Genomic DNA, 16,208 nt, shown 5'->3' with positions numbered 1-16,208 from the left:
CTCAAGCGGCCTGTCGATTGGCGCTGCGCATGGCCTTGGCGCGTTTTTCCAATACCAGATAGATGGCGACTGCCACGCTCAGTGGCAGCAGAAAATAAACTGCCCGATAGCCAATCAACGCTGCCAGCAGGCTGCTTCTCGGCAGTTCATCTTGTAGCAGGGTGAGAAAGATCATTTCCAGCACACCCAGACCGGCGGGAATGTGGGTGATGACCCCGGCGATGCTGCTGATCAGCAGCACCCCCAGAACCCCGGGATAGAATGCCTCGGGGGGTAGCAGCAACCAGATGATCAGTGCCATCAGCGACCAGTTGAGTGCGCCCACCGCGGCCTGGACCAGCGCCAATTGCCAGGACGGCAGTTCGATGGTCTGGCCGCGTATCTGCCAACTGCGCTTGCGCGAGAAGGCGCAGGCCAGCACATAGATGACGGCGGCTATGATCATTGCCACCCCGATCACCCGCAAACCACCATTCCCCACCGCCCAACCCGCCGGTAGCTTTACCCAGCCCATTGCGAAGACGCAGCCGGCCAACCACAGATAGCCCAGCCAGTTGGTGATGATGCTCAGGCTGAAGACCCGGGCGATGGTCGGTATATCCAGCCCCAGTCGTGAATACAGCCGAAAGCGCAGCGCCACGCCGCCCACCAGGGCGTTGAGGTTGAGATTGAACGCATAGCAGACGAAAACCAGGGGGATCACCTGGCGAATCGGCAAGCGGTGCCCGGTATAGTACCGGCCCAAGAGATCAAAGCTACAGTAGGTCAGATAGCTCAGCAGCGCGACGCCGACGGCAGCCGCCACTACCCATAGCGGATAATCGCGTAGTGCCCCGCCCACGGCCTGCCAGTCGGTATTGCGCAATTGCATATACAGCAATACCGGGATGGCGATGAAGAAGAACAGGGTCAGCACACGCTTGCCCCAGCGCAACCAGGGATTGCCAGGTGCGGATTCGTGTTCGTCGCTCAAAGCAACTTCTCCTGTTCGAGAGTGGCGAGCTCTTCCTCCGCGGGGTCGTCCTGAGGCAGGAGCGGCTCCAGGCGCGGGGTGTGGGCGGGCAGGCTGCCGGCAATGGCCGGAAAATGCCGCAGAAAGTGGAAGAACAGAAAGGTCATCGGCGCTCGCCACCAGAAGCCACGAGTAGCCTTGGCCGCGGTGATCTCATCGCAGTGCTTATTGGCCAGAGATTGCAGGTGGTTGTACAGCCGCTGGTTGAGCTGCGGATCGCGGATGAACAGGTTGCCCTCCAGGTTCAGCGACAGGCTCAGGGGGTCCAGATTGCTGGAGCCCACCGTCACCCATTCCCGGTCCATCAGCGCCACCTTGCCGTGCAATGGGCGTTTGCAATATTCGTGGATGACCACGCCGCTGCGCAGGAGGTAGCTGTAGAGAAAGGTCGAACAATGACGTACCCAGGGCATGTCCGGTTCACCCTGCAGAATGAGCGTGACGTGCACGCCACGGCGGGCAGCGTTGCGCAATTCGCGCAGCATGCGATAACCGGGAAAGAAATAGGCGTTGGCGATCACCAGGCGGTGGTTGGCCGAGCGTATGGCACGTAGATATTGATCTTCGATGTCGGAGGTGTGGCGATTGTTGTCGCGGATCGCCAGCATGATCCAGGCGGCGCCGGCGTGGCGCGCGCGCGCGCGGTCTTCCGGGTTCAGCGGCAACGGTAGTTCACGGCGGGCATGACGGAACAGATTGAGGCTGGCATGGCGGATATCGCTGACCACCGGCCCGCGTACTTCCACGGCGTAGTCCTGTTTGGCACCTGGACCATAATCCCCCAGATGCACGGCAGTGAAATTGATGCCGCCGACAAAGGCCACCTCGCTGTCTACCACCACGATTTTGCGATGCAGGCGGCGGAAGAGGTTGGTGCGCATGCCCATTAGCTTGGGCTGGGGATCAAATACATGCACCCGGATGCCGGCTTCGATCATCTCGCCGATGTACTCGTTACTCAGGTCCACGGTGCCGTAGCCATCGACGATGACTTCCACATGGGCGCCATTGCTCGCGGCGCTGATCAATGCTCGCTGCAGCTCCTTGCCAACCTTGTCTTCCAGAATGATGAAGGTCTCCAGCAACACCTCCTTGCGGGCGTTGCGGATACGTTCGAACACGCGAGGAAAGAACTCCTCGCCGTTGATCAGCAGGTCTGCATCATTGCCTTCACGCCAGACGGGTCTCATCAGAAACGTACCTCGACAGACAGTGGCGCATGGTCCGACAGGTGTGACCAGGGGCGCCGGTAAAGCGTTTCCGGTCCATGGGTTGTCAGGTTGCGGACATAAATCCGGTCCAGACACAGCACTGGCCATTGCGCCGGAAAACTCTTCGCCGGCGACCCGTTGGCGGTGACGAAGGCCTCTTTGAGACCGCATCTGTCCAGCCTGTCTCCGGCGCGCTTGAGCCAATCATTGAAGTCTCCGGCAACGATTACCGGATCGTCCGGCGGCAACTCGTCGAGCAGTCGGCACAATAGGCGCAACTGACGCCGACGGTGGCGTTCCCACAGGCCCAGATGCACACAGATGGCATGCAGGTCCGCCTGGCCCGGCACGTCGAGGATGGCATGCAGTAAGCCACGCTCTTCGGTGCCACTGATAGATACATCCAGATTCTCGTAGTGCAGTATCGGAAATTTGGACAGCAACGCATTGCCATGGTGCCCTTCGGGATATACCGCATTGCGGCCGTAGGCGAACTGGGGCCAGATGGTATCGGCCAGGTATTCATAGTGAGGCGCATCCGGCCAGTTATCGATGTTGCGACCATGGCGATCGTTGTTGCCCAACACTTCCTGAAGAAACACCACATCCGCAGACAGGGTGCGCACGGCGTCGCGCAGCTCCGGCAGGATGAAGCGCCGGTTCAGCCAGCTGAAACCCTTGTGCGTATTGATGGTCAGCACCTTCAATGAATGGACCGTGGGCGCCCGGTTGGTGAGATGTTCCTGGGTGGAGCTCAATGGGGTCACAGAAAACGCTCCGGCAGCTGGCCCGGCTTGATTTCCAGTCCCTCGGCGCGCCCTAGCTTCTCCAGAAGCTGGCGCGCGTCATAGGGCGCGCGGACCTTGATGTCGTTATCGAAGTAGCAATAGATGTCGCGCTCGGCGCTTGAACTATCCCCCTGTTCGGATAGTCGGCGGGCACCTTCCGGCTGTTTGCCGCCGGCCCAGGCGCGGATGCGGCGCGCCCAGTCGTCCAGCGCCGAATCATCGTAGCCGCTGCTATACAGCTCCTTGTCGCCATGCAAACGCAGGTACATGAAATCGGCGGTCAGCTCCTCCACCAGCGGCCATTTGCCTGCGGTATCCGCGACCACCAGGGCGATCCGATGCTTGCGTAGCAGCTCGATGAAGCCCTCCTGCATGAAGCTGCGGTGGCGAATTTCCACTGCATGGCGCAGGCGGGTTTTGGCTCCTGTAGTTAGCCCCTCTGGCGCGGGAAAGCGGGGGCTGCGCGCGGCGCATTGGACGGCCTCGCCGAAGGTGCGCGGCAGCTGTTCGAACAACTCAGTGAACAGGGCTGGGTCATAGCGAAAGCTGGGCGGGAACTGCCAGAGAAAGGCGCCCAACTTGCGCTCCAGTTGCAGCGGCCCGGAGGCGAAGAAGTTGGCCAGCGGCTCATCCAGCTCGCGCAGACGTTTGACATGGGTGATATAGCGGGGCGCCTTGACGCTGAACACGAAATCATCCGGTGTGCTGTCGCGCCAGTTGCTGAACCGCTCCGGGGTTTGCAGGGCATAGAAGGAGCCGTTGATCTCGATGCTGCTGACCGTGCGCGAGGCATACTCCAGCTCCCGGCGCTGCAGCAGACCTTCGGGGTAGAAGTCGCCGCGCCAGGGTTCATAACGCCAGCCGGAAATGCCAATACGGATATCACTGCTCATGGGGACAGGCCATTCAAGGTTTCGGGGAAGCCATGGCAGGTGGATCGCTGGCCGGGAAGGACTCATCCAGCGCTTCGTCCAGCTGCGCTTCTTCATGGCTGCCCTGTGGTTGCAGCGCGACCTTGACCCAGCCGCAGGCGCGCCGGTCGAACGCCTTGAAGGCCTCGATGCTGTCTTCCATGGGCTCGACGCGGGTGAGAATCTGCGTGGGATCGACCCGGCCGCTGAGCACCAGCTCCAACAGGAGAGGAATGTAACGCCGGTGATGGCAATTGCCCATGTTGACCGTCAGGTTACGGCTGGCGGCCAGACCGATGGGAAAGGTGCGTGATTGCGGTGCATAGAGGCCGATCACCGACAGGGTGCCAGCCTTGGCGAGACCGGCCACGGCCCATTGCAGCGCCTGGCTCGGCGCATCGCCGGGATGCCAGTTGTCGCCGTCGGGGTTGGTGTGCGGGGCATTTTCGGCCATCTCCTGACGGAACCGCCCCCGTTGCAGCAGATCATGATCCTGGCAGGAATGTTCGGCGTCCACCCCTACGGCGTCAATGGCGCGGTCCACGCCGATACCGCCGGTCAGACGTTGCAGAGTGGCGACGGGGTCTTCGATATCGAAGTTGATGACCTCGGCACCCTGGCAACGGGCCATATCTAGCCGGTCCGGCAAATGATCAATGGCGAACACCCGCGCTGCGCCCAACAGCAGGGCGCTGGCGATGGCAAACTGGCCGACCGGCCCGCAACCGAATACCGCGACGGTATCACCGGGCGTAATTTCTGCCATCTCGGCGCCGAAGTAGCCGGTAGGGAAGACGTCGGACAGCAGAATTGCCTGGTCATCGGTAATGGCTTCGGGAATCTTGATCAGGCCGATATTGGCATGGGGAATACGCGCTTTCTCAGCCTGCAGACCATCGAAACTGCCGCTGGATTCCGGCCCGCCAAAGAAGGCGGTGCCGGCCTGGGGGCCCTTTGGATTGGCGGTATCGCACTGGGCGTAGTAACCGGCGCGGCAGTAGGAGCAGTTGCCGCAGGCGATGGTCGAGGCGACGATCACCCGATCGCCCACCTGCAGATTGCGCACATCGGTGCCCAGGGTTTCGACCACCCCCACACCTTCATGGCCGAGGATGGTGCCCTTGCGCATGCCGCTGATGCTGCCGCGGACAAAATGCAGATCGGTACCGCAGATGGCCGAGGCGGTCAGGCGGATGATGGCATCGGTTGGCTCATGCAGCACCGGATCAGCCACTTCTTCCAGGCGTATGTCACCGACATCATGAAAAACGACGGCTTTCATCCTCAGTCCTCCCGTGTCGCTGCGTTTTGTAGTGCCTACAGTTTCCGACTGGCGGGCCCAGGCTTGGTTCAGCCTTTCTGCGAAGCGGCAAAACAGATCAGGCGCTGTCCTCCCGTTCCAGAACGAACAGCAGCAACGAATGGCCGGTCATCAAGAACTCGCTTTTGAACTCATGAACCTCGCGTTTGCGCAGCGTCGGGCGGTGGGTGTCGATCAGGCAGCGCCAGCAATTGCCCTCGGCCACCTCGGGCAGGCAGAAATTGACCACGTCATGGTGCGCGTTGAACAGCAACAGCAGGGTGGCATCATCACCGCTGCGGCGGATGCCGGTGGGCTGCGCTCGCCCGTCGAGTAGCATGCCAAGGGCGCGCGCATGCGGGTCCTGCCATTGCTCATCGGTCATTTCATCACCGCTGGGGCAGAGCCAGGTGACATCCTTGACGCCGAGTTCCTCGTTGTATTCGCCAACCAGAAAGCGCCCGCGGCGCAGGGTGGGATAGGCGCGGCGCAGGGCGATCAGGCGGCGGGTGAATTCGAGTAACTGGACGCCGTTCTCATCGATATTCCAGTCGATCCAACCCAGCTCATTGTCCTGGCAGTAGACGTTGTTGTTGCCCTGCTGGGTTCGGCTGAACTCGTCGCCGGCCAGCAACATCGGCGTGCCCTGGGACAGCAGCAGGGTGCTGAGCAGATTGCGCATCTGGCGCATGCGCAGTGCATTGATCTCGGCATCGTCGGTGGGACCTTCGCAGCCGTGATTACGCGAAATGTTGTGGTCGCTGCCGTCCTGGTTGTCTTCGCCGTTGGCTTCGTTGTGTTTTTGCTCGTAACTGACCACGTCGCGCAGGGTGAAGCCGTCGTGGGCGGTGATGAAATTGACCGACGCATAGGGGCGTCGGCCACGTTGGTTGTAATAATCTCCGGAGGCGGTGAGCCGGCTGGCCAACTCGGCGATCTGGCCTTCCTCACCCATCCAGAATGCCCGGGCGGTATCGCGGAAACGGTCGTTCCATTCCACCCAGCCCGGCGGAAACCCGCCCACCTGATAACCGCCCGGGCCGCAATCCCAGGGTTCGGCGATCAGTTTGCACTGGCTCAGTACCGGGTCCTGGCGGCAGGCCACCAGGAAGCCGTGACGCTCGTCGAAGCCATGGGCATGGCGCGCCAGAATGGTCGCCAAGTCGAAACGGAAGCCATCCACCTGCATTTCCTCGGCCCAGTACCGCAGGGAGTCGGTGACCATCTGCAGTACGCAGGGGTGGCCCAGATCCAGGGTGTTGCCGGTACCCGAATCATTGATGTAGTAGCGTTTCTCGTCCGGCATCAGCCGATAGTAGGTGGCATTGTCGATGCCGCGCATGGACAGCGTCGGCCCCAGCTCATTGCCTTCGGCGGTGTGGTTGTACACCACGTCCATGATCACCTCCAGTCCGGCATCGTGCAGGTGGGCGACCATTTCCTTGAACTCGTTGATGCTGCCGGAGGCCAGATAGGCCGGATGCGGAGCAAAAAAGGCGATGCTGTTGTAGCCCCAGTAGTTGCTCAACTGCTTGTCCAGCAGGTGCTGGTCATTGACGAAAGCGTGCACCGGCAGCAGTTCGACACTGGTGACTCCCAACGAGCGGATATGCCTGAGCAGCTCCGGATGCATCAGTCCGGCGAACGTGCCGCGGACCGATTCAGGCACCGCCGGATGGGTCATGCTGATGCCCCGTACATGGGCTTCATAAATAATGGTCTGGTTCCAGGGCGTATATCGATGGGTATGCCGGCCCCAGGTGAAGGCCGGGTCGATCACCCTGGCTTTGGGAATATGGGCGGCGCTGTCGCGATCATCGAAGCTGAGATCCGCATCCGCGGAACCGAGGGTGTAGCCGAACAACCGATCCGACCATTTGAGTTCTCCCACCAGCTGTTTGGCATAGGGGTCGATCAGCAATTTATTGGGATTGAAGCGATGCCCGGCATCCGGCTCGTAGGGACCGTACACCCGATAGCCATAGACCATGCCGGGATGGGCATCGGGCAGATAGCCGTGCCAGATCTCATTGGTGTACTCCGGAAGCTCGATGCGCTCCAGCTCCCGCTTGCCTTCATTGTCGAAGAGGCACAGCTCGACCTTGGTGGCATGGGCCGAGAACAGGGCGAAATTCACACCCAGGCCGTCCCAGGTGGCGCCCAGGGGAAAGGGCTGGCCTTCGGCGACGCGGGATTTCTGCTGGATCTGGGGTGGCGATTGCGGCCCCGGTTTTTTCGCGGTCATGATGATCTACTCTTTGCTTCGGCCCGGTGAAGTCTTGCCGGTCTTGCTGCTTTTGCCGGTGCTGGCTGCGGGCTGGCGGGGCGTACGGGCGGGTTTTTTAGAGCTGGCAGGCTTGCCCAGCAGGGCGGGTTTTTCCAGTTGGGTTTCATCCTCGGGCGGTAATTGCGCTGCCGGCTTGCTCCGTGGCTTGCGGGTCTTGGCTGGTTTGGGCTGTAGCTCACCCTGCTGTTCGCTCTGCAACAGCTTGCAGGCCATTTCCCAGTGACGGTCGGTCTGGCCTTCGGGTTTGCCCTCGCTTTCCCAGATCTGGTAGGCCAACTCGCGAATACGCTGTTCATCATTGCTCATGGCGTGGATTCCTCATGTTGGGTGTTCACAAGAAGGTTCACCGGGACGGCATCGAGCAGGTCGCTCAGCGGTACGGCAGGTCCGCTGGCGACGGTTTCTCCGGTCAGGGCGCTGGTCAGGTAGGTAGTAGGCAGATCGATCAGGGTGTCATCCCAGCGTTGGGCCGGAATCAGAGGTATATCGCTGTCACCAAGCAGGGGCGCGGCGAGGCGTGGGACGATGCAGATTGCCAGTTGATCCCCATGCCGCCGGCTGAAGGCGATCAGCCGATCGGCATGGCGGCCATGCAGAGTGAGTGGCTGATAATCGCCATGCCGAAACAGGCCGGGCAAACGGCGTCGGCAGTCCAGTGCCCGGGCGATCAGCCATTGCTTGATTCGTCCGTCGCGCCAGTCCTGCAGCAGTTGCGTGGGGCTGTCGCCGGCGGCCAGGCAGCGTTCGCGGAAGGGGTAGTCGACGGGCCGGCGGTTATCCGGATCGACCAGGCTGAAGTCCCAGAGCTCGCAGCCTTGATACAGGTCGGGCACGCCTGGGGTGGTCATGCGCAGCAGGCATTGGCTGAGGCTGTTCAGCGCCCCGTTGCAGGCGGTCAGCTCGACGGCGTGGGCCAGCGCGCGGCGCAGTTCGATGGCCTCGCGGCTGCCCATCAGACGCTGGAGAAAGCCATGGCAGGCATCTTCATAGGCGCTGTTCGGCGCCGTCCAGCTGCTGCGCAACTTGGCTTCGCGCAGGGCCTTGCGCTGCCAGGCCAGCACCCGTTCGGCGAAGGCCGCGCAGCCGCTGTCGTCATCGGCGCTCAGGCTCAGTGGCCAACTGCTGAACAGGGTCTGGTAGAGCATCAGCTCGTCGGCCGGGGCGGGGGCCGGCTGGCCATCGACCACGGAAATCAGCGGCTCTGCCAGGTTGTGCCAGAAGTGCACCTGAATACTAAACCAGGGGGCGTGCTCACTGACCACCGCGAGTCTGGCGCGGGCGTCCTCGCCACGCTTGTGGTCATGGGTGGCGGTGGTCAGCAGCCCTTGCGGGAAGTGTTCGGCCTGTTCGATGCACTGGGCATGGAACCAGTCCGGGTCGGCACTGAAACGCTGCGGGTCGAAGCCCACATCATTGCGTGAGAGCAGGATGGCCGAGCGGTAGCAGGCGGTATCCTCAACCGCTTTGGCGGCCACCGGAGAGGTCAATTGGTGAAAGCGGGTCAGCAGTCGGCGCTGGAAGCGGCGTTTGGCCCCGGGCGGGCTGGCATGCAGCGGTTCGCCCCCCAGCCAGTGATTGATTTGCTCCAGAGTTGCCCAGTCATTGCTACCCAGTTCGGCCCGGGCACCGAACAATGCCTGATCGAGAAACCGGCGGTCCTGACCGGAGCGTCCGCAAACACTCGTATAGGTGCGGTAGACCGGATAATGCACGATCAATGCGCGCAATGCGCGGCGGATGGCGCCCAAGGTGATATCCCGGGTGGCCAGGCTGCAGCGAGCCAGGCGTAGCAGGGCCTGGCAGAGCGTCTCAAAGTCGGCCGCCAGGGAATTGCTCAGCACCAGGCGCCGGGCGTCGCGGATCTCTTCGGTGAAATCGGTGCTGCGGCCGGTCAGGCTGCTCCAGAGTTCCGCCAGGTCGGCCTGGCCGTTGGGGTCATGCTGCAAGAGTGACACCCGGTTCATGAAATCGTAGCCGGTGGTGCCATCCACCATCCAGTCCGTCGGCAGTTGCTCGCCCGCCGCCAGGATCTTCTCCACGTGGATGGGGAAATGCCCTTGGCGGTCACCCACCAGCCGGTCAACGCGACGGCGCAAACGGCGGCAGTAGGTGCGCGGATTGGCCAGCCCGTCGATATGGTCAATGCGCAAGCCGTCGATAAGCCCGGCCTCGACCAGTTCGAATATCTTGCGGTGCGTGGCCTCGAACACTGCGGGTTGCTCGGCGCGCAGGCTGATCAGTTCATTGACATCGAAGAACCGGCGCCAGTTGATATCGTCATTGGCGGTGCGCCAGCTGGCCAGGCGGTAGTGCTGGCTTTCCAGCAGATGATGCAGGTGTAGGCAACCTTCGGCGGTATCGGGTTCGAAGCGCCGCAGCGCGTGCTCTATATCCTGCAGGGTGTCGCCGGTGGCGGCGGCCGCCAACTCGTGGCATATCCGGGCGCCGAGGGCATGGGCCGAGAACTCATCCTCCAGTGCTGCGCAGCGATCGGCGATGCGGGTCAGAGCGACATTGCCGGCCGGCGTCAGGATATCCACATAACTGGCCACGGCCAGTGGCAGGCGGTGATCGAAGTGGGTGACGAAGAAGCTGCCGGACGTGGCATCGAAGGTAAGGCGCAGCTCGCCGGCCTTGAGTACGTCCAGATAGTCGCTGCGCAGAATGGGCAGCAGCAGGCGGTCGCGCATGAACGGGTCTTGGGAGCGCCAGGTGATGTCGAAGAAGCCGGCATAGGGGCTGGCCGCCCCCCATTGCAATACGTCCTGCCACCAGGGGTTGGCATTATCCACGGCCATGTGGTTGGGCACGATATCCATGATCAGCCCCATGCTGCGCTGGTGCAGCGCATCGGCCAGGCGGCGCAGGGCGTCTTCGCCACCGAGCTCCGGATTGACTTGGGTCGGGTCGATCACGTCGTAGCCATGCAGCGAGCCGGGGCGAGCGGTGAGCAGAGGGGAGGCATAGATATGGCTGATGCCCAGCCGGGAGAAGTAATCGACCAGCGCCAGTGCATCATCCAGAGTGAAGCCGGCATGAAATTGCAGGCGCAGGGTGGCACGCAGTTCAACCATCGAAGCTCTTCCTTTCACGGTTCAGGCGCGCGTTATGCAGCCGTTCTAGCCGGCGTATGGCCTGCGGCGCGTCAAGCATCTGCGCGGCGCTCTGTGACCAGCGCCGGCGCCAGTTGGGGTGGGTATCGCCCGGGCCGGGCAGGTTGGGTTGTTCGGTGGCGCCGAGCAGGTCTTCCAGGGGCACCAGCACCAGGGGGGCTGGCGTGGATCCGAGGAAGCCGATGCTGGCATCCAGCTGCGTCTGCGGGTCTTGTCCACCCTGGGTCAGCCCCTCCCGTTGCAAGGCCTGATGCAAAACATGGACTTCCTCGGTGCGCTGCCGGCGATCCTGTTCGGCCTGCTCGGCGCTGCTCTGGCCAACATGTTCGCGCCAGGCGATGTCACGGCCCGACTGCCAGCCGGCCAGTGTCGGCAGATCATGGGTGGTGGTGGTGGCCAGCGCGGCATTGCTCCATTGCTCCGGGGCGGGCAGCTCGCCGTCCTGTTGTTCGAACAGCAATACCCGCATGCCGAGGATGTTGTGGCGGGCGAGGGTATCCTGCAGCCCTTCGGGCACCGTGCCCAGATCTTCGCCGATGATCAGGGCGCGGTGGCGCCAGGATTCCAGAGCCAGCAGGCGCAGGAAGTCGTCCAGGGGATAATTGAGATAGGCTCCGTCCTGGGCGTCAGCGCCCTCGGGGATGATCCACAGTCGCTGCAACCCCATGATGTGGTCGATGCGCATGCCGCCGGCATGCTGCAGATTGGCCCGCAGCATTTCAATGAAGGCTCGGTAGCCGCTGCGCTTCAGGCCGAGGGGAGAGAACGCGGCCACGCCCCAGTTCTGGCCGTCGCGATTGAGCAGGTCCGGCGGCGCGCCGATGCTGACCTGATTCAACAGCTCCGTCTGGTGCGCCCAACCGAAACTGCCGCTGATATCGGCGCCAATAGCCATGTCGGCAATCAGGCCGATGGCCATGCCGGCTTCACGGCAGCGGCGCTGTACCTGCGCCAGGCAACGATCGATCAGCCATTGGCTGAAAGCGTGGAATTCCAGCTCTGCGGCCTGCTCCCGGGCAAACGCTTCCACCTGGGGCGAGGCGGGATCGCGCAGCGGCTCGGGCCAGGCTCGCCAGTCGCTGCTGCGGCCTTGCTCCAGAGCTTGTTGTTGCAGTGCTTCATGCCGGCAATGGTACTCGAGACGCTGACCACCGGCCTGGCGGAAATCATTGAAGTCCTCCTGCAAACGGGTGGGCGCGCTGGCAAAATCGGCATGCAGCTGGCGCAGCAAGCGCAGGCGCAGGGTAGACACGGCTGGCCAGTCGATCAGCTCCAGCTGCTCCAGTTCATCCAGTTCGTCCTGCAGGCCAAGGCGGGCGATGGCCTGTTCGACAGCTTCGCTGCCGAGTACCTGAGCCGGTGCGGCATGCAGGATGTTGAACAGGGAGCGGCTGGATGGAGAATACGGACTGTATTGCTCGGGGCGGGCACTGAACATGGCATGTAGCGGGCTGATCGCCAGAGCATCGGCGCCCTTGTCGGCGGCGGCTGCGGCCAGCTCAGCCAGGGCCGCGGTATCGCCGAGCCCTCCGTCATCTGGCCGGCGCAGGGAATATACCTGGGCGGCAATGCCCCAGATGTACCGCCGGTCGCCGGTCAGTTGGGGGACCGACAGGGCTGCCGGGGGTGTGCAAGCCAGAATCCATTGCCGTTCGCCACAGCGCAGTTGGTGATAGCCGCAGGGTAGAGCTGGCAGGCAGCCGCGTGCGTCCACCTGCAGGCTCTGTCGCTGGCCGTCCTCCATGACGAGCTCGCAACGGCTGCCCGCAGTCAGGCGGCATTGCAGGTCGATGGGTTGTTCGGCATCACAGAACAGCAGTGGGCCGTTGTCCGCTTCCTTTCTGAGTTGTTTCGCGCGTTTGAGACTGGCGCTGATCTGGTCGGAATCCTTCGCCGGCAGGCCAAGGGCAGCCAGCACGGCGCGCAAAGGCGCCTCGCCAATGCTGGCGGGCTCGCCGTGGGCGTCGGTCCAATCGCAGCTGACTCCGGCTTCCCGGGCCAATTCACGTAACGCCGCGGGGATCATGTGGCTTGGTCCAGAATCGCCCTTGAGCTGTAACCCGGCAATATGGTCGGGTCTTTGGACAGGCTGGCGCGATAATCATGAATGATCCGGGTGCCGGGATCCGGAGCGGTCACCGGTACCGAACTACCCGACAGATTCAGGTCGATGCGTAACCGGCTGCCGTCGCCCAGCCGCCAGCAGGCGGAGACGGCTTTTTCGCCGGTAATGGTAGTGCCATCGGACAGGGTGCCGGGCAGGCGTGGCACGATGTGCGCATGGCGCAGGCGCAACAGGCTGCGGTAATAGGCCAGCCAGTCATCCTGCAGGGTTGGGTTGCCGCCGGTGCGATCAGGCACCGAGGTGATATAGGTGCTGTGCGAGTTGGGATCGGGAATGCGCTGTCGGATCATCTCATCGGCGAAGGCGGTAAAATCCGCGAACTCGTTGCGACGCCCCTCGCGTACCGCCTTGCCCAGCTCTTCGTCATGGTCGGTGAAAAACAGGAAGGGTTGCTCGCAGCCCCATTCCTCGCCCATGAACAGCAGCGGGATCATTGGGCACAGCAGTACCAGTCCCAGCGCTGCCTTGACCGCACGGTGATCGGCCAGGGTAATGAGACGTTCGCCGAATGCGCGATTGCCGACCTGGTCATGGTTCTGCAGGAACAGGATGAAGGCGGTGGGGGGCAGATGCCCGCTGGGTTCGCCTCGGCTGCTGCCAGTACGGGTGGTTTCACCCTGGTAGATGAAACCTTCCTTCAGACAGCGTGCCAGCTTGATGGTGGCGTCATCGGCAAAGTCCCGGTAGTAGCTCTCGTTCTCGCCGGTGAGCAGCACATGCAGGGCATGGTGGCCATCGTCATTCCACTGGGCATCGAAACCCTCGGTCAGCAGGCTGGCCTGGTTATGCTCGTTTTCCAGCATCAAATGCACATGGCGTTCCGGGGGCACGGCGCTGCGCACCCGGCGGGCCAGGTTGGTGAGAAAATCCATGTCGTTGATGGCATGCACGGCGTCCAAGCGCAGGCCGTCGACGCGGTAATCGAGGACCCACATCAGCGCGTTCTCACAGAAGAAATCGCAAACCTGGCTGTTGCGAAAGTCGATGGCCGGCCCCCACGGCGTGTCGATATCCTCGCGGAAGAAGCTCCTGGCATATTTCCCCAGGTAATTGCCGTGCGGCCCGAAATGGTTGTAGACCACGTCCATGAACACCATCAGACCACTGGCATGGGCGGCATCGATCAGCCGTCGGAGATCATCCGGTGTACCGCAGCTGGATTGCGGAGCAAAGGGAAACACGCCGTCATAGCCCCAATTCTGCTTGCCGGGGCACTCGTTGACTGGCATCAGCTCAATGGCGGTGATGCCCAGGTCGAGCAGCTCCGGGAGTCTGGCCTGGATGCCGGCGAACCCGCCGAAGGCCCCGGGATGCAGCTCATAGATGACGGTTTCATGCCAGGGGCGGCCTTGCCACTCCTTGATCTGCCAGGCGAAGGCGTCCGGGTCCAGCACGCAACTCGGGCCATCGACGCCCTGGGGCTGGTGACGCGACGCCGGGTCCGGCACCGACAGCTGGCCATTGATCAGAAAACGGTAGGCGGTGCCGGGCCCGCAATTGACGCGGGCGCTGTACCAGCCGCTGGCCTGGTGATGCAGCGTATGCACGCTGCCATCCCCAAGCTTGACCGCGACGGTATCGGCATCGGGGGCCCACAGCGAGAAGCAGGTGGCGCCATCGCTTTGCACGGTGGCGCCGTGCAGGCGGGTTATTTCGAACATGCGCGTGATCTCCTGCCGGGCAAGGCAAAAGAATCATAGGTACGCTCAATCAGTCTGCGATAGAGACGGTCGTAAGGGCGCACCGACTGGTGCCAGTAGAGCGGCGCGGCCATGGCTTTGCAACGCATGGCATTGAGCAGGACCGGGTGGCGGTGCACATTCAGCGCACGGCGGATTGCCTGCAGGTAATGCTCCAGGGTGGGCTCGCGGAACAGGAAACCGGACACGCCATCTTCGATGGTGTCGGCCAGGCCACCGGTACGGCGCGCAATGGGCAGCGAGCCGTAACACTGGGCATAGATCTGGCTGAGACCGCAGGGCTCATAGCGTGAGGGCATGAGCAGAAAGTCACTGCCGGCGATGATGCGGCGGGCTTCGGTTTCACAGAAGTTCAGGTTTGCCCCGATCCGCCCAGGATGTCGCTGGGCCAGTGCCTGTACCCGCTGCTCCAGCTCGCGCTCGCCCTGGCCAATGATGGCGATGCGCCCGCCATGGGCGACGATGGTTTCGGCCGCGGCGATGGTCAGGTCGACACCTTTCTGGTGGACCAGCCGCGACACCACGGCAAACAGCGGTCCGTCTTCCCGGGCAAAGCCGAAGGATTGCTCCACGTAGCGGGTATTGGCCTGCTTGCCCACCCAGTCGTTGGGCGAAAAGCCCTGGATCAGGCGCGGGTCGGTCTTCGGTTGCCAGCTGGTGTCGATGCCGTTGACGATACCGGTCAGCAGGCCTTCGTCAGCCTTGCGTCTGAGCAGCCCCTCCAGCCCGCAACCAAAGGCGGGGGAAGTGATTTCGTGAGCATAGGTGCGGCTGACGGTAGTGATCCGCGACGCATAATTGATCCCGGCCTTGAGGAAGGACAGCTTGCCGTAGTATTCCATGCCCTCGGTACGCAAGGCTTCTTCCGGCAGGCCGAGTTCGACTTGGCACTCGACCGGACACAGGCCCTGATAGGCAAGGTTGTGAATGGTGAAGATGCAGGGCGTCTGCTGCCCGCGCCAGGCCATGTAGGCGGGTGTCAGGCCGGATGGCCAGTCATTGGCATGCACCAGGTCCGGACGCCAGCCGCGTATGCCCAGACCATCGGCGATCTTGCTGGCGGCCAGGGCCAGCCGGGCGAAGCGGATATGGTTGTCGGGCCAGTCGATACCGTCGGCGTCGCCATAGGGGTTGCCTTCCCGGTAATAGAGTTCCTGGCAGATCACCACGTGCACGATGAGGCCGTCATCCATGGTCATCTGACCAATCAGGCAGGGCGGAATGGCGGCATGGCCAGGCAACTTGCCTACTACTCGCAGCGGTCGCCCGCTATTGATGACCTGCCGGTAACCCGGGATGAGTACCCGTACCGAATGATGTTGATTCAGGGCGCGGGGCAGGGCAGCTGACACATCGCCCAACCCGCCGACCTTGACGAGGTCGGTGATCTCGGAAGTAACGAAAAGTATGTTGTGGCCGGTTTCAGCAGGCGGAGTGGGGCGTAATTGAACCCCCTTTGATGCGCGTGATGCGCCCTTGAATAGCTCATCCGGCATGACCGCCGCTGCAGCATTTCCCATGACACCCTCCTAATCGTTAACTGATTTCTGGGAGAGCGTTGGTGTGTTAAGGATGTCTGAGGTAAACGATCACGCTGCGCCGAAATCGAGCCCGGAGATACAGGGGTGGTCTGTCGTGACCACAGGGTCTTCCCGTCATCCGGTGTCGTTATGCCAGGCCAGCTGCGCTTTCCAGGACTCCTTATTCACACAGACGCTTTTGCCGGCACCCCCGCCGTAACAGATCAGAAGACTTGTTATC

Annotated in this window: 11 protein-coding genes; all 11 read right to left on the bottom strand. The window is 62.6% G+C overall.

Annotation, left to right across the window (positions count from 1 at the left end; all coding sequences use genetic code 11):
- Window position 1: 1 nt before the first annotated feature.
- Window positions 2-973 (bottom strand): lysylphosphatidylglycerol synthase domain-containing protein, encoded by a 972-nt coding sequence (locus DHB74_RS08645; protein ID WP_036990571.1) that lies wholly within the window; start codon window positions 971-973, stop codon window positions 2-4.
- A complete protein-coding gene (gene clsB, locus DHB74_RS08640; RefSeq protein ID WP_499161217.1) occupies window positions 970-2,202 on the bottom strand; it encodes a cardiolipin synthase ClsB in 1,233 nt (410 codons plus the stop codon). The genes DHB74_RS08645 and clsB overlap by 4 nt, the downstream gene beginning before the upstream one ends.
- Window positions 2,202-2,990 carry an endonuclease/exonuclease/phosphatase family protein gene (locus DHB74_RS08635; RefSeq protein ID WP_136869302.1) on the bottom strand — a complete coding sequence of 263 codons (789 nt, stop codon included), beginning with the start codon at window positions 2,988-2,990 and terminating at the stop codon, window positions 2,202-2,204. Before DHB74_RS08635 ends, clsB begins: the two co-directional genes overlap by 1 nt.
- Window positions 2,987-3,904, bottom strand: a complete 918-nt coding sequence (locus tag DHB74_RS08630) for a DUF72 domain-containing protein (protein WP_036990569.1) — start codon at window positions 3,902-3,904, stop codon at window positions 2,987-2,989. The genes DHB74_RS08635 and DHB74_RS08630 overlap by 4 nt, the downstream gene beginning before the upstream one ends.
- Before the next feature lie 13 nt (window positions 3,905-3,917).
- The gene (locus DHB74_RS08625; RefSeq protein WP_036990568.1) at window positions 3,918-5,204 is read right to left on the bottom strand and encodes a zinc-dependent alcohol dehydrogenase; all 1,287 of its coding nucleotides are present in this window, start codon (window positions 5,202-5,204) and stop codon (window positions 3,918-3,920) included.
- Window positions 5,205-5,301: 97 nt separating this feature from the next.
- Window positions 5,302-7,467: a glycogen debranching protein GlgX gene (gene glgX, locus DHB74_RS08620; protein WP_499161216.1), complete on the bottom strand. Its 2,166-nt coding sequence runs from the start codon at window positions 7,465-7,467 to the stop codon at window positions 5,302-5,304.
- Between the two features lie 6 nt (window positions 7,468-7,473).
- Window positions 7,474-7,815, bottom strand: a complete 342-nt coding sequence (locus DHB74_RS08615; RefSeq protein WP_499161215.1) for a DUF2934 domain-containing protein — start codon at window positions 7,813-7,815, stop codon at window positions 7,474-7,476.
- Window positions 7,812-10,583: a malto-oligosyltrehalose synthase gene (treY, locus tag DHB74_RS08610; protein ID WP_499161214.1), complete on the bottom strand. Its 2,772-nt coding sequence runs from the start codon at window positions 10,581-10,583 to the stop codon at window positions 7,812-7,814. Before treY ends, DHB74_RS08615 begins: the two co-directional genes overlap by 4 nt.
- Window positions 10,576-12,648, bottom strand: coding sequence for a 4-alpha-glucanotransferase (gene malQ, locus DHB74_RS08605; protein WP_499161213.1), 2,073 nt, complete (start codon window positions 12,646-12,648; stop codon window positions 10,576-10,578). Before malQ ends, treY begins: the two co-directional genes overlap by 8 nt.
- On the bottom strand, window positions 12,645-14,408 hold the full coding sequence (gene treZ / locus DHB74_RS08600; RefSeq protein WP_499161212.1) for a malto-oligosyltrehalose trehalohydrolase: 1,764 nt from the start codon (window positions 14,406-14,408) through the stop codon (window positions 12,645-12,647). Before treZ ends, malQ begins: the two co-directional genes overlap by 4 nt.
- Window positions 14,396-15,943, bottom strand: coding sequence for a glycogen synthase GlgA (glgA, locus tag DHB74_RS08595; protein WP_499161385.1), 1,548 nt, complete (start codon window positions 15,941-15,943; stop codon window positions 14,396-14,398). Before glgA ends, treZ begins: the two co-directional genes overlap by 13 nt.
- Between the last annotated feature and the right edge of the window lie 265 nt (window positions 15,944-16,208).

Origin of the sequence: Pseudomonas sp. G11-1 (assembly GCF_024031555.1) — a bacterium.
Taxonomy (GTDB): Bacteria; Pseudomonadota; Gammaproteobacteria; order Pseudomonadales; family Pseudomonadaceae; genus Halopseudomonas; species Halopseudomonas bauzanensis.
This window is presented reverse-complemented; position numbering and strand designations above follow the sequence as displayed.